Raw genomic sequence first — 20,848 nt, 5'->3', positions numbered from 1 at the left:
GCCATCATGAAAATCAGTTTCTGCTGCACCGGCACCGAACCCACACCCTGGCTGGCGGGTCTGCGCGCGGCCCTGCCGCAGGCTCAGGTCGAGCTTTGGCAGCCCGGCGCAGCGCCGGCCGATTACGCCGTCGTCTGGGCACCGCCGCAACAGTTCTTTGACCAGCAGCCGCAACTCAAAGGCGTGTTTGCCATCGGCGCTGGCGTTGATGCCTTGCTGAGGCTGCGCCTGCCGCCCCAGGCCACCGTGGTGCGACTGGACGACGCGGGCATGGCGGTGCAGATGGCCGAGTACGTCTGTCACGCCGTCATTCGCCACTTTCGCGAGCTGGACGTTTATGCGGCCGACATCAGCCACGGTCAGTGGACGTTTCACAAGCCACGCCACCGGGCCGACTTCCCCGTCGGCGTCATGGGCCTGGGCGTGCTGGGGCAGCGCGTGGCGCAGGCACTCACCCAGTTTGAGTTCCCCGTGAACGGCTGGAGCCGCTCGCCCAAGGTGATGCCAGGTGTGCGTGGTTTCAACGGCAGGGCGCAGCTGGACGCGTTCCTGGCATCCAGCCGCATTCTGGTGAACCTGCTGCCGCTCACCTTCGACACCCAAGGCATCCTGAATCGCGACACCTTGAGCCGCCTGCAACCCAGTGGCTACGTTATCAATGTGGCGCGCGGCGCGCATCTGGTGGACGACGATTTGCTGGCCTTGCTTGACAGCGGCCACTTGGCCGGTGCTACGCTGGACGTGTTTCGCACCGAGCCCTTGCCCCTGAAGCACCCGTTTTGGCAGCACCCCAAGATCACCATCACGCCGCACACCTCAGCGCGCACCCTGCGCGAGACCAGTATTGCGCAGATCGCGGGCAAGCTGGAGGCGCTCGAGCGCGGTGAGACGGTCGTGGGACGGGTTGATTTGGAACGGGGCTATTGAGTGGGGCGTCGCCCCAATGTCGATTGGGTCAATCAAACATCCTTCTTCGCCCCGCAGCCGTCGCTACGGCGCCACAAAAGCTCATTTTTGCCACCGTAGCGCTTATCATCGGCGCCCGTCAGAGACGGCCTCTTCGCTGCCCGCGCGAAATTCCGGTCGCGCACATCTGCAACCCGATCTACCAGTCCTTCAGTCCAAATAATGCACCACTCGACGCCGATTCACTTCTATTCAGACAGCGCCAAAGCGGACATCCCGCAATCGGACGTCAACCCCATCGTAGGCGGCCGGGTCGAGCTGCAATTGCTGACCACCCTCAAATGCAACCTGAAGTGCAGCTATTGCTCATTGGGCGTGGGCGAGGTGTTGGGCTCCCAGGTTCATGTGGAGTACGACATTGAGCAACTCTGTGCCTTCGTCGACAAGCATCTGTTGGGCAAGGAAGTCTATGTGACGTTTTACGGGGGAGAGCCCACGCTGAACAAGCCACTGATGCTGGAAGTGATGCAGCGCTTCCCGCAGTTTCGCTTTCAACTGCAGACCAACGCCACCCTGATCTCGAAACTGCCGGACGAGACCTTGAGCCGGCTGTCCAACGTGCTGGCCTCGATTGACGGCGGCGAAGCCACCACCGACGGCTACCGCGGACGTGGCATCTACCGCCAGGTGATGAAAAACCTGCGGGAAGTGCGCGCCAAAGTGGGCGGCACCATCACGGCCCGGGTGACCTGGGGCAATCCTGACACCTGTTTTGAGGAGCTGGATCAGCTGGTCGGGCAGGACACGCCGTTTGACTACCTGTACTGGCAGTTTGTGGCCGATGAGCAGTATGGCGGCGACTCGGTGGCCAAGCGCCAGTCCGTGCTGGTGCAATTGATCGACAAGTTCTTCTCGCGCACCGATGTGATCTACCCGCTGATTCCGCTGATGGGCATGGTCCGCAACAAGCTTTTCCCGACCCGCGCACAAGAACTGTATGCGGGTCGCACCCAGTGCCGCGTGTCCACGCACTTGCTCAACGTGATGCCCAATGGCGAGATTTATCCCTGCCCGGACATGATGTACGCCCCGGAAATGAAGATGGGTGATGTCAAAAGCAACTGGCTCAAAAAGAGCCCGCTGCAACCCACCTCCGCCATGCCCTGCGACGGATGCGAGGCATTTTCATGGTGCCGTGGCAATTGCATGAAGAACATGTACCTCGGCTATGTCAAGCAGGACGAGCGCTACCGCACCAACGTGGTCGAACCGATCTGCGAGTTGATCCGCTTCATGGGCCGCGAGATCGACCAACACAAGCCGCAAGCCTGGTTCGACCGGGCCACACTGCCGGTGCGCAAACAGATCATGGATTGTGAAGTCTATGAGTATGTGGAGATCATGCCCTGAGCCAGGGCCAGTCAAGAACCGACTAGGCTCAGTGACTTGCCGCCGAGGAAGACGCGGGTGATGGTGCCACCTTGCCGGCGACCGTCGTGGCCGCGTGGGCCGTTGCTGTTGCGCCGTGTTCGATGCCTCTGGCGGCAGCCTTGGCACCCCGTTCAACGCCACTGGCAGCCGCTTGTGCGCCACGCTCGACCCCATGTGCGCCTGCGGTCACGCCTTTTTTGACACCGCTGGCGGCGGCCTTCGCGCCACGCTCTACTGCCTTTCCCACCCTTTCAACGACAGACGGTGGCGTGCCCGCAGCGGGCTGAGTTGAATCAGCCGCGCCAGCTGAAGCACAACAGCAGACCGTGACGGCCAAAAGCGCAAGCCTGGTTTGAAATAGAGGGTTCATGAGTGAGAAGTTAAGTACCGATTGACCGTACCATGATACGCGCGTGAGGCTGTTATCGTGGCTCGATGCTTGTGAACCACACGGCCATGGACCCTGTGCTAGAGTGGACTTCAATCACAGGTGTCCGCCACAAGTTCCAACCCAAGACACACAGGGCCTCAACATCGCTCTCTGGTCAAGCCCAATGGCGAATTTGAAATATTGCTGCTCACCGTTGCGAGAACCAACCGCCGCGCCAGACGAAGCGCTGGTGCGGATTGAACCCGAAGTGATCGTCGTTGACGGTCACTGTGCTACCGGCACCCGGTACCTGATCAATTCCAGCGAGGCCGCAAGCACCTGAAGTTCAAATGGCCATGACGACCGAAGAAACACCCGGATTCAACGCCCGCCTGTGGCAACGCTTTGTCACCATCGCGCGTCCGTACTGGCTGTCGGATGAACGCTGGCCAGCCAGGGGCATGCTGGCCTTGCTGGTCTTGCTGCTGCTGGGGCAGACCGCCTTCAGCGTGCTGTTCAACCAGGAAACGGGTGAATTCACCTCGGCCCTGGCCGCGCGCGACACCGATCGCTTCTGGGCCTCGATCTGGCGCTACACGGCCATCCTCGTGGCAGCGGTGCCCATCTATGCCCTGTACTACTACGTGCGCGACACGCTCGGGCTGCGCTGGCGCCGCTGGCTGACCGACAGCTTTCTGGCGCGCTATTTTCATCAGCGCGCCTATTACCGGCTCAACACCAGCGGCATCGACAACCCCGACCAGCGCATTGCCGAAGACATCAACAGCTTCACCCAGCAGTCGCTCTACTTCTCCATGATCGCGCTGGGCTCGGTGATCGACTTGGTCGCCTTCTCCAGCGTGCTGTGGACCATCTCGCAGGGGCTGGTTTACTTCCTGCTCGGCTATGCAATCTTGAGCACCGTATTCACGGGCGCAGTATTTGGCAAACGGCTCATCGGCTTGAACTTTCGCCAACTGCAGCGTGAGGCAAACTTTCGCTTCAGCCTGGTGCGGGTGCGCGAACACGCTGAGCCGATTGCCTTCCACGACGGTGAGGCGCGCGAGATGTCGGCGCTACAGCGTGTTTTCGCGGCGGCCTACGCCAACTACCAGCAAGTGCTGCGTTGGCAGTTCAAGCTCAACCTCTTCCAGTACGCCCACAGTTTCCTGACCATCGTACTGCCCACCGTGATCATTGCGAACGAGGTCCTCTCCGGGAAGCTGGAGGTCGGCCGGGCGATCCAGGCCGCTGGCGCCTTCGCTGCCATTCTGAGCGCACTGACGGTGATTGTTCAGCATTTCGAGGGTCTTAGCCGCTTTTCCGCCGGTGTTGACCGGCTGCATGCCTTCTCGGAAGCCTTGGGGGATGAGGCAGGCCAGCCCGCCAGCGCCGCCGACGATGGCACGCAGATTCACACCGTGCATGGCTTTGATCTTGCCCTTGAGCGTCTGACGGTGCTCACCCCCAACCGCGAGCACCTGCTGCTTGAGGAACTCACGCTGGCCGTCAAGCCGGGCGAAGGACTGCTGGTCGTCGGGCCCAGCGGCACGGGCAAAAGTTCGATGTTGCGGGTCATTGCCGGGCTGTGGAACACGGGCTCGGGCGAAGTAACGCGACCGGCCGGATCGGACATGTTGTTCCTGCCGCAACAGCCCTACTTGCCGCTGGGCGACCTGCGCTGCCAGCTGACCTACCCGCAAACCGAGCGCGACATCTCGGACGAAGAACTGCTGCAGTGGCTTGAGCAGGTTAATTTGCCGACGCTGGCGGAGCGCTTCGGCGGCCTGGGCGCAGAACTGGATTGGTCCCGGGTGCTGTCCGTCGGCGAGCAGCAGCGGCTGGTCTTTGCCCGGGCCTTGCTCGCCAAGCCCCGCTACCTGCTGCTCGATGAGGCCACCAGCGCGCTGGATGCGGGCAATGAGGAGCGCCTGTACGGCCAGCTGGCCGTCCTGTCCATCACACCGATCAGCGTCAGCCATCACCAGGCCATCGTGAAGCACCACCATTGGGTGCTGGAACTGCCCGGTAACGGCAGCTGGACGCTGCATGAGGCAAGAGGCTACCGTTGGGGCCCGTAAGTGATTGAGGAAATTTGAGTGCGCCAGTTGACCCAACAAAACGGGAGGAGTCCCTCCCAACCCCTAAGGTCAAAACAATGCTTCGCGTCATTTCCCCTGAACTTTTTTATTGGACGTTTTCTTTTTGAAAATCTGACTGTCTCCAATCTGCAGCGGCTGCTGATGGTGTGGCTGAAACTGCAATTCAGGTCACGTGAGCTGTTGGCGCATCTGATCCAGACCAGGTAATGGGCAAATCATGGAAAATCGGGCCAGATCCGCCTTAATTGACAAAGAGATATTTATGAACGAAGCCACTCAATTTCCGCCCCTGCCCGACCGTCTGTCCATCGACCCGCGCAGTCCCCATCACGTGGCTGCCGTATTCGAGCATGACGTGGGTATTCGATTGAATGACAAGGAGCGTTTGAATGTGGCGGAGTACTGCATCAGCGAGGGCTGGATCAAGGTTCCCGCAGGCAAGACGCTCGATCGCAAGGGCAATCCGCTGATGATCACGTTGAAGGGCAGCGTCCAAGCGTTTTATCGATGACGTGCTGTCAGGTCAAGAATAAACAGATTCCAACTTCAGAGAGTTTTCATGTCCATCCCTACACGAGTCAAATTGGTCGAAGTCGGCCCGCGTGACGGCCTGCAAAACGAGAAGCAGGACGTGCCCGCCGCGGTCAAGATTGAACTGGTGCACCGCTTACAAGCCGCCGGCCTGAAAGAAATTGAAGTCACCAGCTTTGTGTCGCCCAAATGGGTGCCGCAAATGGCTGACAACGCTGAGGTCATGGCAGGCATCAATCGCCTGCCCGGCGTGCGCTATTCGGTGTTGACGCCCAACCTCAAGGGTTTTGAAGCGGCGCTCTTGACCAAGCCGGACGAGATTGTGGTGTTTGCCTCGGCCAGCGAGGCTTTCAGCCAGAAGAACATCAACTGCAGCATTGCCGAGAGCATCGAGCGTTTTGCGCCGGTGGTGGATGCTGCGCGCGCGGCAGGCATTTATGTGCGCGGCGCCATGAGTTGCAGCGTGGGCTGCCCGTACGAGGGCGAGGTTGCGCCCGCCCGCGTGGGCTACCTGGCGGGCTTGATGCGCTCAATTGGCGTGCAGCATGTGGGCGTGGCCGACACCATTGGCGTGGGCACGCCGCTCAAGGTGCAGCGCGCCATGGAAGCCACGCTCAGGCATTTTGATCTCGATGACGTGTCAGGTCACTTCCACGACACCTACGGCCAAGCCCTGGCCAACACCTTGATCTGCCTGCAAATGGGGGTCTGGCAGTTTGACGCCTCGGTGGCGGGCTTGGGCGGTTGCCCTTATGCCAAGGGGGCCACCGGCAACGTGGCGTCCGAGGACGTGGTCTACCTGTTGCACGGCATGGGCATCGAGACCGGCATCGACCTGGACAAGTTGATCGACGCGGGTCAGTTCATCAGCGACTTCTTGGGTCGCTCAACCCAATCACGGGCTGGCAAGGCCTTGTTCAACAAACGGCCGGCTTGAAATGAACCAGATGCACAAAGTGCACGCCAAGCCTTTGTCTGCCGCTGTGCAGCGCGTGGCCGCTGCCCTGCAGGCGCAGGGGCACGCTTGCGCACCGCTGATGCTGAGTGACGCTGCGCGGACCGCGCAGCAGGCGGCCGACGCGCTCGGCGTGGTCGTTGGGCAGATTGCCAAGAGCATAATCTTCAGGCGTCTGGCCGACGACGCGGCGGTGCTGGTGGTGACGGCGGGAGATCAGCGCGTGGACGAGGCCAGGGTCGCGGCGCTGGTGGGGCCGCTGGGCCGCGCGGACGCCGCTTTCGTCAAGGCCAAAACCGGTTTTTCGATCGGCGGCGTGGCCCCGATTGCACACGCGTCAGATTCAGTGACACTGATCGACCAGACGCTTTTTCGCTTTCAAGAGATCTGGGCCGCCGCGGGTCACCCGCATGCCGTGTTCCAGCTGCGCCCACAGGATCTGGCCCGGCTGACCGGCGCGCCGGTGGTCGATGTGGTGCAGGCCTTCGCGCCCGATAGACCACAGGATGCTATTGAATTAATAGCTTCTCGTGAAGTGCTGGCGAGGGCTAAAGGTCAAAATGTACCTTCACCGTGCATCTCGGTCTGTCGCATGAGCGAAGACACCGGGCTGTGTGAAGGGTGCTTCCGCACCCTCGATGAAATCATTCAGTGGAGCGGTGTCGATGACCCGGCCAAACGCGCCATCTGGGCGCAGATTGAACTGCGGCTTGCGGCATTGAAGATCACCACCGACTAGCACGGCATGTCCATTCATCAACCCAGGCGCACCGGCACGAAGATCTTGCTGCCGTCACGCTGAATCAGCAGCGCCACCGATTTGGTGGCCTTGGCCACTATGGCGCGAACTTGGGTCACACTTTCAATCGGCGTGCCGTTCACCGCCACCAGTACGTCACCCGCTTGCACGCCCGCCAGGGCGGCAGGGCCAGCTGCATCCTCGACCAGCAAACCCTGGTTCACGCCGGCGGCGCGTTTCTCCTGCGGCTGCAAGGCACGCAGTGCCAGCCCGAGCTTGCCTTGGCCGACGCCGTCGTCTGCCTTGGCCAGCTGCTCCACCTTGGCACTGGCGTCGCCAAGCCTGGCGGTGAATTGTTCGCGCTTGCCCTGACGCCAGATTTCAAGACTGACCTTATCGCCCGGCGCTGCCGTGCCGATCAGGGCCGGCAGATCGCTGGACATGATGATCGGTTGGCCATTGACTTTCAGGATCACGTCACCGCTCTTGAGCCCCGCCTTGTCCGCCGGGCCGTCCTTGTCAACGTTGGACACCAGCGCGCCTTCGGGTTTGTCGAGATGGAAGGAATCGGCAAAAGTCTGGTTCACCTCCTGGATCACGACACCCAGGCGCGCGTGGCTGGCATGTCCGGTGGCGACTATCTGATCCTTGACCTTGCTTGCCAATTCGATCGGAATGGCAAACGACAGGCCCTGATAGCCGCCGCTTTGACTGTAAATCTGCGAGTTGATGCCAACCACCTGGCCGCGGGTATTGAACAGCGGCCCGCCTGAGTTGCCGGGATTGACGGCCACGTCAGTCTGAATGAAGGGCACGAAACTGTCGTCCGGCAGTGAGCGGCCTTTGGCGCTCACCACCCCTGCGGTCACGCTGTTCTCGAAGCCAAACGGCGATCCGATGGCAAGTACCCACTCGCCCACTTTCAGGTCGCGCGTAGTGCCCACCGTGATGGTTGGCAGGTCTTTGGCATCGATCTTGAGTACCGCGACATCGGTCTTCAGGTCAGTGCCGAGCACTTTGGCGCGGAATTCGCGGCGGTCGGTGAGTTTGACGGTGACATCTTTGGCGTCACGCACCACATGGGCGTTGGTCAGTATCACGCCATCGGGGCTGATGATGAATCCCGAGCCCTGGCCATGCATCGGCATCCGGGGCTGGCCCGGAAAGCCACCGTTGGGACCTTGAAAGCGCTTGAAGAATTCAAAGAACGGATCGTTTGGATCCATGCCGGGCATACCCGGCCTGGCGCCGTGTGGTGCGCCATCGCCGTTGTCTTCACCCGAGGTATTGATCATCCCGGTGACGCTGATGTTGACCACCGCCGCGCCGTTACGTGCCGCAATCTGGGAGAAATCCGGCAGGGCCACAACGGGGGCCGTCGCTGCTGCGCTTGCAGTGGGTGCTGTGGAAACGGCAGCCTGCGCGTGTGAAAAACTCAAGGCACCAACGCCCGCCGCACCCAGGACGCCAACTGAAACGAGTGCCAGCACCAAGCGCCGCGGGGAAAAGAGAGAGGTATTCATGAGAGGTCCTTTCAAGTCGTTGAGTAAAACCACAACCTGATTGTCAGAACCTCAACTTAGACCAAACTTAAATCATCACACGATGACACCGCTCGCGCAAACCGGGCACTGACAAGCCGCTTCTGTGGAGTCACGACACGCGGGTGAACGTGACCGTCGCGCGCAGGCCGCCCAGACTCTCAGAGCGGTCAATGGACAGCGTCGCCTGGTGCAAGTCCGCAATCGTCTTGACGATGGCGAGCCCCAGGCCGCTGCCGCTGCCCTCGGTGCCGGCGACGCGATAAAAGCGATCGAGCACACGCTGGCGATCTTCTGCGGCAATACCGGGACCACTGTCGTCAACGGTCAACAGCGTCTGCCCATCCTCGCCGCGGATCGCGAGGTTGACCGTTCCGCCCACGGGTGTGTACTTGATGGCGTTGTCGAGCAGGTTGCGCATCAGGATGCGAAGCGCTTCCTCATGCCCCATCACGATGCCGGGATCTGCCTGCGCCAGGCCGAGGTCAATCTGGCGTGCGGCCGCCGCTCCAGCCGCGTCGGCCAGCGCGAGTCGTGCCAGGGTCGTCAAGTCAATCGGAACCGCTTTGGCGCCCAGCGCGGAGTTCGATTGTTGTCGCGCCAGTACCAGCAACTGCTCAACCAGCCGCGTAGCACGGTCGATGCCCGCGTTGAGGCGGTTGATGGCGACATCACGCGTTGCGTCGTCAGCAGCACGGCGTAAGCCCTGCACTTGAAGCTTGAGCGCCGCCAGTGGTGAACGCAGCTCATGCGCGGCATCAGCCACAAAGTTATTTTGCGCATCAAAGGCCTGACGTACCCGGTGGAACAAAAGGTTCAATTCATGAACAAGAGGACGAATTTCATCGGGCAAATCATCCTCGCTCAATTCGCCCAGCTCATCGGCCTGGCGTGTCGCGATTTGCCTGCGCACCCGTGACACGGGCGCCAGCGAGGCACTGACCACCCACCAAACCACCAGCATCAACAGAGGCACCATGAGCACCATGGGACTGACCGTGCGCAGGGCCAAAGTCCCGGCCATTTCACGACGGGCCGCCATATCCTGTGCCACTTGAATCACTTGCGCGCCGGCGGCGACCGAAAACAAGCGGTAAGTGGTACCCCGCGCTTGAACGGTGGAGAACCCCAGCACGGCGCGCTGGGGCAATTCAGCCCGTGCGCTTGACTGGAACACTCGCAAACCGTCAGCGGTCCACACCTGGATCACGAAATCAAAGTTCTCTTCATCTTTGGTTTCATACGACTCATCCAGTCCGCCACCTACCGGCAAGCCGGGGCGTAGCGACATGGCCATCTGCTGCATTTGGTAATCAAAAATGACATCCGCCTCAGCCAAAGCCGTTCGGTAGGCGATGACCGCTTGCACCCCGGCCAGGAAAATAATGGCGACCAGAAGCAGCCAAAGCAATCGCCCGCGCAGCGAATGCGACGGTGGCAAACTCATGGGGCGCTTTGGGGAATCATGTAACCAACACCCCGCACATTCTGGATGATGCGAGGCCCCAGTTTCTTGCGCAGTCCGTGGATATACACCTCGACCGCATTGCTGCTGAGGTCATCTTTCCAGCTGTAGAGTTTTTCTTCAAGTTGCCTGCGGGAAAGCACCATGCCCGGGCGCGCAAGCAGCAGTTCCAGGATGGACCATTCCCGTGCCGACAGCACCACGGCCTGTCCGTCAAGCAGCACCTCACGCGTGACCGGGTTGATGCTTACACCCAGGTGTTCATAGACCGGCTCTGCGCGGCCAGCCGCGCGGCGGATCAAGGCCCGTATGCGGGCCAGCAGCTCATCGAGTTCGTAGGGCTTGACGATGTAGTCATCGGCACCCATGTCCAGGCCTTCAACGCGTTGCGCTATGGCGTCGCGTGCCGTGGCGACGAGCACCGGTGTGCGGTCCTTGCGAGCGCGCAGCCGGCGCAATACCGCAAGCCCATCCCGGCGCGGCAGCCCCAGGTCAAGCAGCACCAAATCGTAGGTCTGGGAGTCGAGTGCGGTGTCGGCCATCTCCCCATCCTTGACCCAATCGACCGCGTAGCCTTCCGCCCGGAGCAAGTCCAGCACGGATTCCCCAATCATCAAGTCGTCCTCGACCAGCAGCAAACGCATGAGACTGGCCCCACATTCGGTTATTTGCCGCTCTGCGCATTCATGATCTTCAGCACCTTGTCTGTGATGTCATGCTTTGGGCTGACATAGACTGCGTCCTGCAAAACCAGGTCATATTTTTCTGCCTCGGCCACCTGTTTGACGACCTTGTTGGCGTCTGCGAGCAGCTGCTGCAATTCGTCATTTTTGCGCGCAGTCAGGTCCTCCTCAAAACCGCGACGCTTTCGTTGCAACTCGCGGTCCTGGTCGGCCAACTGTTTTTGACGGCTGACACGCTGCGCCTCCGACAGGGTGGGCGCTTCGACCTCAAATTTGTTGGCCGCCGACTTCAGCAGCGCATCCTGCGCAGCAATCTCTTTTTCGCGCTTGGAAAATTCCTGCTGCAGTTTGGTTTGGGCGATCTTGGCGCTATTGGCCTCCTTGAAGATGCGGTCGGTTTTGATAAACCCAAGGTGAAGTGCCTGCGCCTGAGCGCTGATCAGCAAGCCAGCGAAAGCAAGGCCGGTGCAGCACCGGCGTAGAAAGTTGTTCATTTAAAGCTCGTTCCGATCTGTTGTTGCGCGGCCTGTATCTTCGTCACATTGGATGCAGTACCCAGGCCGCCTGCCCGATATTGTGGTCCATCGGGACTTAGGTGAATCTTAAGGCTTTGGGGAGAATCAAGACCGGCCTAAGTTTCACCTAAGTCTTGTGAGAAAAAATCAAAGCGTCCCAACTACTTTTTCAGGTTGACACTTATGCCACGTTTATTGAGTTCAGCCATGATGGCCACGCTGCTTGTCACTCTGCTTGCGGCGACTCATGCGCAGGCGCAAGAACACGAAGGCGGTTTACGAGGCTTCTTCAAAGGCGCCTTGCATGGAAAAAGTTCGTCGCAGACCACTCTGCCGAAATACTAGAAAGAGTGTGCCTCCTGCCATATTGCCTACCCGGCGGGTTTCTTGCCCGCCGCATCGTGGCAGAACCTGATGGGCTCGTTGAATAAACACTTTGGCACCGATGCCTCGCTGCCAATTGCTGATGCACGTGAAATCAGCCAATGGTTGGCCGCCCATGGGGGTACGGATGGTGGCCTGCCAGCGCAGAATCGCATCACCCGGTCTGGCTGGTTTCTGCGCAAGCACCGCGCCAGTGAATTGCCCGCCCATGTTTGGGCACGCCCGTCGGTGCACAGTCCGTCCAACTGTGCCGCCTGCCACCAAGGTGCTGAGCGGGGGCGCTTTGATGAGGACGAGGTGCGTATTCCGGGCCAATGAGCGCACTGCAGTTTTGATCCACAAGGCGGAGAACCCGATGGCGGATCGAGTGTTAACACCACTTCACCCATAGAAAGAGATTCCATGAAGCAAACGCTGAAAAAAATGTCCTGGCTGGTCTGCCCGGCACTGCCTTTAGTCGCTGCCGCCAACCCGGTTCAGGATAGCTATCGCGCGGCGGCCAAGCAGGAAAACCCGGCCTTCCAGGACTTCTCGGCGACTGCCGGGCGCCGGCTCTACACCACCAGGGTGGGTGAACTTGCGTGTGCCTCGTGCCATACGGATTCCCCCATGCAGGAAGGCAAGCATCTCAAAACCAACAAGGTGATTTTGCCGATGGCCCCGGCGGCAAATCCCAAGCGCTTGACTGATGCGGCCAATGTCGAAAAATGGTTCAAACGCAATTGCAGTGACGTCCTCAAACGCGCCTGCACGGCACAGGAAAAGGGAGATTTCATGGCTTATCTGCTCTCCAAGTAGGCCAGTGCCATGAAGTCCCTGGACCCTGTATCTTTTGATGAAAAAAGCGTCCAGCCGCTGGACATCCAGCGCCGCACCGCTGCGAATCAACTGCGCGGCTTGCCACGCCGGTGCGGACAAGGGCATCTTCGATGCGCATCGTGTCAAAATTGCGCGCTAGGCTGCGGCATGTATGTCTGTATGTCTGATGGCGTCGAAAATGGCAAACCATGAAACACATCACCTTCTATCTCGATTTCATTTCACCTTACGCCTATCTGGCTTTTGAAAAATTGCCCGAGGCGCTGATGGGGCACAGTTACAGCGTGAGCTACAAACCGATCCTGCTGGCCGCGCTGCTCAAGCACCATGGGCAACTGGGGCCGGCCGAGATTGCGCCCAAGCGCGACTGGACCTACCGCCAGGTGCTGTGGCTGGCGCGCCGGCAGGGGGTGGAACTGCAGTTGCCAGCCAGTCATCCATTCAATCCGCTGGCGCTGTTGCGGCTGGCCGTGGCCTGTGAGGCGCAGGGTCTGCCCAATCGTTACGTTTGCGAAACCCTGTTCAAACACGTCTGGCAGGGCGGCTTTGACGCCACCGATGCCCAGCGTTTGCAGGCAGTCAGCCAACACCTGGCGCCGCAGCGGGCTCCCGACAGCGACGCGGTCAAGGCGCAGCTGAAAGCACACACGGATGAGGCTATCGCACGCGGCGTTTTTGGCGTGCCGACCTTTGAGGTCGATGGCAAGCTGTTTTGGGGTTTGGATGCCTTGCCGATGCTGCAGGACTATTTGGCCGGTGATGCCTGGTTTGCCACCGCATGGAGCGCTGCCGCCGCGGTGGCACCGGGGGTGCGGCGCTGAGCTGGCTTACCTTCTGAACTTGCCGTCCGCACTGATGATGGACAGGTCGGCAAAGTCCAGCCCGGTGTGGTCTTCCTGGCTGTAGCTGACGTCCAGCCCGCCAATATCGAATTTCCGAAGACCTTCCAGTGCAGACTGAATGTGCTCGCGGCTGGGTTTGGCGCCGGCCCGCCGCAAGGCCTCAACCAGTACTTTGGCGGATGCGAATCCTTCCAGCATGGCGGGGCTGACATTGGTGAGGTTCTTGGCCCTGGCCAAATCGGTGGCTTCCTTGACAAGCCCAAAACCGATGGATTGGGGAAACACCTGCGAGACGATGACACCGCGGGCGTTGTCTCCCAGGCCCTTGATAAACCCGCCGGAAGCATTGTTGGACAGTGTCACAAACTGGGCGTTGCTGCCTGCCGCTTTCAAGGCCTTGATGCAGTCAGCGGTGGATGTGGCGGAAGCGATCATCATGACCGCCTGCGCGTCAGTTTTGGCGATCCTGGGGGCCAGTTGGGAAAAGTCGGGTTTGGATCGGTCGAACTTCTCCATCGCGGTCGGGGTCAGCTTGGCGGCGGACAGACCTTTTTGAGCGCCTGCCACGCCATCCGCACCAAAGCTGTCATCGGTATACACCACAGCAATCCGGGTGATGCCGATGGAGGCGAGATGGGCGATGGCCTTTTCGGCTTCTCGCTGGTAGGTCGCCCGAACGTTGAAAACATGTTTTTTGACCGGTGTGTGCAACACCATGGCGCCAGTCGATGGTGCGATCAATGGCACGCCATATTTGTCCAGAAACGGCAGAATGGCTTCGGTCTGTGGTGTGCCTCGTGTGAGAAACATCGCCACGACGTTTTGCTCCTCGATCAGTTTTCGGGCGTTTTCGGCGGCCAGTTTGGGGTCGAATTTGTCATCAAGTGAAATGAGGTCGATCTTTTGGCCGTTGACCCCGCCTCTGGCATTCACCGCATCCAGGTAGAGTTTCGCGCCTTCCGCAGTTTCTTTCACGCCAGCGGCGACGGAGCCAGTGAAACCCGCGGTCTGACCGATCAAAATTTGCGCATGGGCTGTCACGGCCATCGCCGCCAGCAAAAATGCCCCTAACACTGAATGTCCAAGCTTCATGGCGAGATCCTTGTAAGTCAGTCCGGACTGTATCCGGATTTTTGGATGGTCATTATTGTGGAAACTACCGGTACCCCAAGACTCCTTTTTCTGGAGGCTTCAAGAATACCCCGTGGCAGTCATCCGGCAGGATGAACTGCCTAGAATGTCTGGCTCTTACAGAAAGACTTCAAGCCATGCCCCAGGGAATCATCCGTATTCGCGGTGCGCGCCAGCATAACCTCAAAAACCTGGACCTCGACATCCGCACTGGCGAGCTCACGGTGGTGACCGGGCCCAGCGGTTCGGGCAAGTCGAGCCTGGTGTTTGACACCCTGTTTGCCGAAGGCCAGCGGCGTTATGTGGAAACCTTCTCCGCCTATGCGCGCCAGTTTCTGGATCGCATGGACAAGCCCGCTGTGGACAAGGTCGAAGGCGTGCCGCCGGCGATTGCGATTGACCAGACCAACCCGGTGCGCTCCAGCCGCTCCACGGTGGGCACGATGACCGAGCTCAACGACCATTTGAAGCTGCTGTTCGCCCGCGCTGGGGCTTTGTTTGACCGGGTCACGGCGCAGCCGGTGCGCCACGACAGCCCCGAGACGATTTACGCGCAGCTGCTGGAGCGCTCAGCGCAGGCGAATACCCGCCTGGCCATTACCTTCCCGGTTGAATTGCCGGCCAGTGCCACGCCGGAGGAGGTGGCGCAGTGGTTGTCGGTGAGCGGCTTTACCAAGGTGCAGGCGGAGCGCGATCTTGAGGTGGAGGCAAGCCCGGCTGTCGGTCACAAAAAGCCCGGCAAAGCCGCCCCGGAACCGGCATCCAGGCGCAAAGTGCTGGACGTGGTGGCGGACCGGTTCAGGCTGGCTCACGCCGAGCGCGCGCGTGTGCTGGAGGCGATTGAGGTGGCGCTCAAGCACGGCAGCGGGCGGATCAACGTTTATGTGCTTAATGAGCCGCAAGCCCCCGATATTCAAGGGAGTTTGGCTACAGATTCGATAGTAAATTCGGTCCCTGAGATCTGGCGCTTTTCCACCGGCCTGCATTGTCCCGAGAGCAACTTGCGCTACACCGACCCGATCGCGTCGATGTTTTCTTTCAACTCCGCCGTGGGTGCCTGCGATGCCTGCCGCGGTTTTGGCCGCGTCATTGGAGTCGACTACGGGCTGGTGATTCCCAATGACAAGCTGACCTTGCGCGCCGGCGCCATCAAGCCGATGCAGACCCCCGCCTGGCAGGAGGCGCAGGACGATTTGATGCGCCACGCGGAAGGCGCCGGCATTCCGCGCGACACGCCCTGGTACAAGCTCACGCCCGAGCAGCAGCATTGGGTGATCGATGGCTCCCCCAACTGGAATGGCAAGTGGAACCAGCACTGGTTTGGCATCAGGCGTTTTTTTGAATACCTGGAAACCAAGTCCTACAAAATGCACATCCGCGTGCTGCTGTCCAAGTACCGCAGCTACACGCCATGCCCGACCTGCGGCGGTGCGCGGCTGAAGACCGAGAGTCTGCTGTGGCGCATGGGCAGCAAGGCCGATGCCGATAAGGTTTTGGATCCGGCCAAGCGGTTTATGCCGGCGGGCGTCAAGTGGTCGCGTGAGCAGTTGGAGGCCCTGCCGGGCCTGTGTTTGCACGACTTGATGTTGTTGCCGCTGGACCGGGTGCGACGCTTCTTCGATTCGATGCAAGCTCGGCTTGGGGTGTCGGAGCGCGCCGCGCCGGAAACAGCCGGGGAACCCGGTTTGTCTGTGGCGGTGGTGACTTCTGAGGCTGATGCCAAGACCCTCAAACTGCTGTTCGAGGAAATCAGCACGCGCCTGAAGTACCTGTGTGAGGTGGGCATTGGCTACCTCACCCTGGACCGGCAAAGCCGCACCCTCAGCGGTGGCGAGGTCCAGCGCATCAACCTCACCACCGCCTTGGGCACCTCGCTGGTCAATACCCTGTTTGTGCTGGACGAGCCCAGCATCGGCTTGCATCCGCGTGACATGCACCGCATCATCGTGGCCATGCAGCGCCTGCGTGACGCGGGCAACACGCTGGTGGTGGTGGAGCACGACCCGGCGGTGATGCTGGCGGCCGACCGCATGATCGACATGGGGCCCGGGCCGGGCGAGCGCGGCGGGCAAATCGTGTTTGACGGCAGCACCGCTGATTTGCGCCACGCCGACACCCTCACCGGCGCTTACCTGGGCGGGCGCAAGCAGGTCGGCCTGGGCTTCCAGCGACTAGTGGCCGCCAACACCCCACGCCTGATTCTGGAAGGTGCACGCGAGCACAACCTGAAAAACGTGGGCGTCGAATTTCCGCTGCAGCGCCTGGTGTGTATCACCGGGGTCAGCGGCTCCGGCAAGTCAACCCTGATCCAGGACATCCTGGCGCCGGCGCTGAAACGGCATTTTGGCAAGCCGTCCGAGGCCCCGGGCGCCTTTGAGCGCCTGCTGGGCGCCGAGCAACTCAGTGACGTGGTCTTTGTGGACCAGTCCCCGATTGGCAAGACCGCACGCTCCAACCCGGTGAGCTACGTCGGCGCCTGGGATGCGATCCGTGAGATTTTTGCCAATGCGCCGCTGTCGCGCCAGCGCGGCTACACCGCGTCCAAATTCAGCTTCAACAATGGCGACGGCCGCTGCGCCACCTGCGGCGGATCGGGCTTCGAACATGTGGAAATGCAGTTCTTGAGCGACGTTTACCTGCGCTGCCCGGACTGCGATGGCAAACGCTACCGCCCCGAAATCCTGGAGATCACGATTGAGCGCCCGCTGCGCATCAAATCCGCGGGGCCAGCCCCCAGCGTCAGACACATCAACGTCGCCGACGTGCTGAACCTGACCGTCAGCGAAGCCGCTATGCTTTTTGAACATGATCGCGAGGTAATACGGGGGCTGCAGCCCATTATTGATGTAGGTCTGGAATACGTGAAGTTGGGCCAGCCGGTGCCCACGCTCAGCGGTGGCGAGGCGCAGCGTCTCAAGCTGGCCGGGTTTTTGGCCGACGCTGCCAAAAGCGCGAGTGCGAGCCGTCAGGCCATCGCCCGGCGCGGCACCTTGTTCATGTTCGATGAACCCACCACCGGCCTGCATTTCGACGACATCGCCAAGCTGATGCGCGCCTTGCGCAAACTGTTGGATGTGGGGCATTCATTGATCGTGATCGAGCACAACCTGGATGTCATCCGGGCCTCGGATTGGCTGATTGACCTCGGGCCCGAAGGCGGCGATGCGGGCGGTGAAGTGGTGGCGTTTGGCACGCCGGATGATGTGCGGCAGCATCCGGCTTCCCATACGGGCAAAGCCTTGCGCGACTACGCTACGGCGATGGGGGGCGTGCATGGGGTGAATGAATTCACTGCGCCGTATTTGGTGCACGCTACGGCGGCAGGGGTCACGCCGGGCGCCTCAGACGCAGGCTCAACATCGTTGCCCGGCGCAACCCCCGCCGCCGCGGATCATGGTGTGCATGCGGCTGAAAACGCCATCCAGATCATCAATGCGCGTGAACACAACCTCAAGTCCTTGAGCGTCAACATTCCACGTGGCAAGTTCACGGTGGTGACCGGTGTGTCGGGTTCGGGCAAATCGACGCTGGCCTTCGACATTCTCTTCAATGAGGGGCAGCGCCGCTATCTGGAGTCGCTCAATGCCTATGCGCGCTCCATCGTGCAGCCGGCGGGCCGGCCGGAAGTGGACGCGGTCTATGGCATCCCGCCAACGGTGGCGATCGAGCAGCGGCTGTCCCGGGGCGGGCGCAAATCGACCGTCGGCACCACCACCGAGGTCTGGCATTTCTTGCGCCTGCTGTTTGTCAAGCTGGGCACGCAGCACTGTATCCATGACGGTACACCGGTGGCGCCGCAAACGCCCGACAGCATTGCCGCCCAACTGATGAAAAACTTTCGCGGCCAGCACATCGGCTTGCTTAGCCCCCTGGTGATGAACCGCAAGGGTGTTTACACCGAGCTGGCCGACTGGGCGCGGCCGCGCGGCTTCACGCACTTGCGGGTGGACGGCAACTTTTTGCCGACCACGGCTTTCCCGCGCATCGACCGTTTCAAGGAGCACACGATCGAGCTGCCGGTGGCCAGTCTGGACGTGCTGCCGGAGCAAGAAGCCGCCTTGCGTGCGGCGCTGGCGCAAGCGCTGATGCACGGCAAAGGCGTGGTGCATGTCTTGAGCAACTTGAGTGGCTTGCGTGCCGCCATGCTGGCGGGCACGCCGACCGCGCAGATTGGCACGTTGCAGGCTTTTTCCACCCTGCGCGCCTGCCCGGTGTGCAGCACCAGTTACGCCGAGCTGGACCCGCGCCTGTTCTCCTACAACAGCAAGCACGGCTGGTGCCCGGACTGCGTCGGCACCGGTGTTCGCCTGACCAAAGAGCAGCGCAAGGTGTTCGACGACTCGGTGGTTGACAACGATAACAAGGGGCGCGAGCAGACCTTTGCCGAGCCCGAGGTGGAGGATCTGGTGGATGCGGTGTGTCCAGCTTGCCAGGGTACGCGGCTCAATGCGACGGCACGGGCCGTGAAGTTCGGCCTGCAACTGGCAAGTCCTGCGACCGCAAGCATCCGTGCCAGGCAGGCGATCGAGGGGGTGGCCATCACCGAACTGGCTCGCCTGAGTGTTACCGACCTGCGCCAGTGGGTGGAGACGCTGCAGACCCAGGGCCGCATGAGCCAGCGCGAAACCGACATTGCGCGTGACCTGGTGCCCGAGATCAAAGGTCGGCTTGAGTTTTTGGAGCAGGTGGGCCTGGGCTATCTCACGCTGGACCGGGGCGCGCCCACGCTCAGCGGTGGCGAGGCGCAGCGCATCCGCCTGGCCGCGCAACTCGGCAGCAACCTGCAGGGTGTGTGCTACGTGCTCGACGAGCCCACCATTGGCCTGCACCCGCGCGACAACCAGATCCTGCTGGGTGCGCTGCAAAGCCTGAGCGACCAGGGCAACACGCTGGTGGTGGTGGAGCACGATGAAGACACCATCCGCTACGCCGACCACATCATCGACATTGGCCCCAGCGCGGGCAAACGCGGCGGGCAGTTGGTGGCCGAGGGTTCTGTGGCCGACATTCAGGGGGCTGCTGAGTCGCAAACGGGGCGCTATTTGCTGCACGCGATGAAGCATCCGTTGAAGCCACGTCGGCCCGTGCTGATGCTCGCTGATGTGGGTGTTGGAATCGGAACTGGCGCGGTACTCGCTGCGTCCAGAGCCGGTTCGCCGGGCGCCTCAGACGCAGGCTCAACATCGTTGCCCGGCAAACCGGCTCCAGCCGCGAAACCGTTGACTCTTAGCGCGAACTTGAGTGTGGCCGCGTCGAATGTGACGACCACAGTGAATCTGGGGTCGAATTCCATTTTCATCCCCGCTCCTCCGAAGAAGAAAAAAGCTGCTTCGAAATTGGAATCTGACCCCAATTTCACAACCCCCGAAGTGCAGCGCTGGCTGACGGTAACCAACGCCACCATGCACAACCTGCAGCACGTCACCGCCCAAGTCCCCTTGAGCCGACTCGTCGCCATCACCGGTGTCAGCGGCTCCGGCAAATCGACCCTGGCAAGAGACGTTTTGCTCGCCAACGTCCACACCGCCGTGCAAAAACGCAGCACCAAAGCCGGTCGCGACGCCTTGGACGCCGGCGAGCAAATCAGCTGGACCGGCTGCACATCCGTCACCGGTTTCGAGTCGGTCGACCGCGTGCTCGAAGTCGACCAGACCCCGATCGGCAAAACCCCGCGTTCGTGCCCGGCCACCTACATCGGCTTCTGGGACATCATCCGCAAGCTGTTCGCCGACACGCTGGAGGCCAAGGCACGCGGCTACGCGGCCAACCGCTTCAGCTTCAACACCGGTGAGGGCCGCTGCGCCGGTTGTGAAGGGCAGGGCATCCGTACCATTGCCATGAGTTTTCTGCCGGATGTGAAGGTGTTGTGCGAAACCTGCAAGGGCGCGCGTTTCAACCCGGAGACCCTGGCCGTCACCTGGCGCGGCAAGAACATTGGCGACGTGCTGCAAATGGAAGTGGATGAAGCGGTGCAATTTTTCGCTGCCATGCCCAATATCAGCCACCCGCTGCAACTGCTGAAAGACGTGGGGCTCGGTTATCTGACCCTGGGCCAACCCTCGCCCACCCTCAGCGGCGGCGAGGCGCAACGCCTCAAGCTGGTGACCGAACTGAGCAAGGTGCGCGACGACATCACGCGGCGCGGTCAAAAAGCCCCGCACACCCTGTACGTGCTGGATGAGCCCACCGTCGGCTTGCACATGGCGGACGTGGAGAAACTGATCAAGGTGCTGCACCGCCTGGTCGATGGCGGCCACAGCGTGGTGGTGATCGAACACGACCTGGACGTGATTGCCGAGGCCGATTGGGTGATTGACCTGGGGCCCGATGGCGGCAACGCCGGTGGCCGCGTGGTGGCTGCGACGACGCCGGAGGGTGTGGTGACGCTGGGCACGCCCACCGGCGTGGCGCTGGCGGCGGTGCTGGCCCGGTAG

17 protein-coding genes and 1 pseudogene are annotated in these 20,848 nt (G+C 61.2%); 12 read left to right on the top strand and 6 right to left on the bottom strand.

All coding sequences use genetic code 11. From position 1 onward, the window contains the following. The first annotated feature begins 6 nt into the window (after positions 1-6). Both RFER_RS19450 and RFER_RS19445 read left to right on the top strand, forming a co-directional pair. Positions 7-927 carry a 2-hydroxyacid dehydrogenase gene (locus RFER_RS19450; RefSeq protein WP_011466091.1) on the top strand — a complete coding sequence of 307 codons (921 nt, stop codon included), beginning with the start codon at positions 7-9 and terminating at the stop codon, positions 925-927. Positions 928-1,128: 201 nt separating this feature from the next. Continuing rightward, the gene (locus RFER_RS19445) at positions 1,129-2,316 is read left to right on the top strand and encodes a radical SAM/SPASM domain-containing protein (RefSeq protein WP_011466090.1); all 1,188 of its coding nucleotides are present in this window, start codon (positions 1,129-1,131) and stop codon (positions 2,314-2,316) included. 28 nt (positions 2,317-2,344) lie between these two features. Here RFER_RS19445 and RFER_RS24260 read toward each other — a convergent pair whose 3' ends face one another. Continuing rightward, a complete protein-coding gene (locus RFER_RS24260; protein ID WP_166485765.1) occupies positions 2,345-2,584 on the bottom strand; it encodes a hypothetical protein in 240 nt (79 codons plus the stop codon). Between the two features lie 479 nt (positions 2,585-3,063). Between RFER_RS24260 and RFER_RS19440 the strand changes: the two genes are divergently transcribed. The 4 genes from RFER_RS19440 (at position 3,064) to RFER_RS19425 (ending at position 7,034) form a co-directional block, all read left to right on the top strand. Further along, complete coding sequence (locus RFER_RS19440) at positions 3,064-4,788, top strand: ABC transporter ATP-binding protein/permease (protein ID WP_041792914.1); 1,725 nt, start codon at positions 3,064-3,066, stop codon at positions 4,786-4,788. Between the two features lie 283 nt (positions 4,789-5,071). Continuing rightward, a complete protein-coding gene (locus RFER_RS19435) occupies positions 5,072-5,320 on the top strand; it encodes a DUF3297 family protein (protein WP_041790996.1) in 249 nt (82 codons plus the stop codon). 48 nt (positions 5,321-5,368) lie between these two features. Then, complete coding sequence (locus tag RFER_RS19430) at positions 5,369-6,277, top strand: hydroxymethylglutaryl-CoA lyase (protein ID WP_011466086.1); 909 nt, start codon at positions 5,369-5,371, stop codon at positions 6,275-6,277. Between the two features lies 1 nt (position 6,278). Next, positions 6,279-7,034 carry a YbaK/EbsC family protein gene (locus RFER_RS19425; RefSeq protein WP_244095750.1) on the top strand — a complete coding sequence of 252 codons (756 nt, stop codon included), beginning with the start codon at positions 6,279-6,281 and terminating at the stop codon, positions 7,032-7,034. 17 nt (positions 7,035-7,051) lie between these two features. Here RFER_RS19425 and RFER_RS19420 read toward each other — a convergent pair whose 3' ends face one another. The 4 genes from RFER_RS19420 to RFER_RS19405 all read right to left on the bottom strand — a co-directional run bounded on the left by RFER_RS19420 (position 7,052) and on the right by RFER_RS19405 (position 11,217). Beyond that, complete coding sequence (locus RFER_RS19420) at positions 7,052-8,557, bottom strand: Do family serine endopeptidase (RefSeq protein WP_011466084.1); 1,506 nt, start codon at positions 8,555-8,557, stop codon at positions 7,052-7,054. Between the two features lie 130 nt (positions 8,558-8,687). Beyond that, positions 8,688-10,022 carry an ATP-binding protein gene (locus RFER_RS19415; RefSeq protein ID WP_011466083.1) on the bottom strand — a complete coding sequence of 445 codons (1,335 nt, stop codon included), beginning with the start codon at positions 10,020-10,022 and terminating at the stop codon, positions 8,688-8,690. Further along, complete coding sequence (locus RFER_RS19410) at positions 10,019-10,684, bottom strand: response regulator (protein WP_011466082.1); 666 nt, start codon at positions 10,682-10,684, stop codon at positions 10,019-10,021. The genes RFER_RS19415 and RFER_RS19410 overlap by 4 nt, the downstream gene beginning before the upstream one ends. A 20-nt stretch (positions 10,685-10,704) precedes the next feature. Then, a complete protein-coding gene (locus RFER_RS19405; RefSeq protein WP_011466081.1) occupies positions 10,705-11,217 on the bottom strand; it encodes an OmpH family outer membrane protein in 513 nt (170 codons plus the stop codon). Between the two features lie 204 nt (positions 11,218-11,421). On the opposite strand from RFER_RS19405, the gene RFER_RS24255 reads away from it, so the two are divergent. From RFER_RS24255 to RFER_RS19390, 5 genes and pseudogenes are all read left to right on the top strand, one after another. Further along, positions 11,422-11,583 (top strand): hypothetical protein, encoded by a 162-nt coding sequence (locus tag RFER_RS24255; RefSeq protein ID WP_166485764.1) that lies wholly within the window; start codon positions 11,422-11,424, stop codon positions 11,581-11,583. 12 nt (positions 11,584-11,595) lie between these two features. Next, positions 11,596-11,940: pseudogene (locus RFER_RS23130) on the top strand (diheme cytochrome c); the annotation flags it as partial. 84 nt (positions 11,941-12,024) lie between these two features. After that, entirely contained in the window at positions 12,025-12,420 is a 396-nt protein-coding gene (locus tag RFER_RS19395; RefSeq protein WP_011466080.1) for a DUF1924 domain-containing protein, read from the top strand. 37 nt (positions 12,421-12,457) lie between these two features. Further along, complete coding sequence (locus RFER_RS24980) at positions 12,458-12,580, top strand: hypothetical protein (RefSeq protein ID WP_279587684.1); 123 nt, start codon at positions 12,458-12,460, stop codon at positions 12,578-12,580. Positions 12,581-12,629: 49 nt separating this feature from the next. Beyond that, positions 12,630-13,262, top strand: a complete 633-nt coding sequence (locus tag RFER_RS19390; RefSeq protein WP_011466079.1) for a 2-hydroxychromene-2-carboxylate isomerase — start codon at positions 12,630-12,632, stop codon at positions 13,260-13,262. A gap of 6 nt (positions 13,263-13,268) precedes the next feature. Here RFER_RS19390 and RFER_RS19385 read toward each other — a convergent pair whose 3' ends face one another. Then, a complete protein-coding gene (locus tag RFER_RS19385; RefSeq protein ID WP_011466078.1) occupies positions 13,269-14,375 on the bottom strand; it encodes an ABC transporter substrate-binding protein in 1,107 nt (368 codons plus the stop codon). A gap of 176 nt (positions 14,376-14,551) precedes the next feature. Between RFER_RS19385 and uvrA the strand changes: the two genes are divergently transcribed. Next, on the top strand, positions 14,552-20,848 hold the full coding sequence (uvrA, locus tag RFER_RS19380) for an excinuclease ABC subunit UvrA (RefSeq protein WP_011466077.1): 6,297 nt from the start codon (positions 14,552-14,554) through the stop codon (positions 20,846-20,848).

This window comes from Rhodoferax ferrireducens T118 (assembly GCF_000013605.1).
GTDB classification, from domain to species: Bacteria; Pseudomonadota; Gammaproteobacteria; order Burkholderiales; family Burkholderiaceae_C; genus Rhodoferax; species Rhodoferax ferrireducens.
Note: the sequence above shows the minus strand (reverse complement) of the source record. Positions and strands in the feature narration are given on the sequence as shown.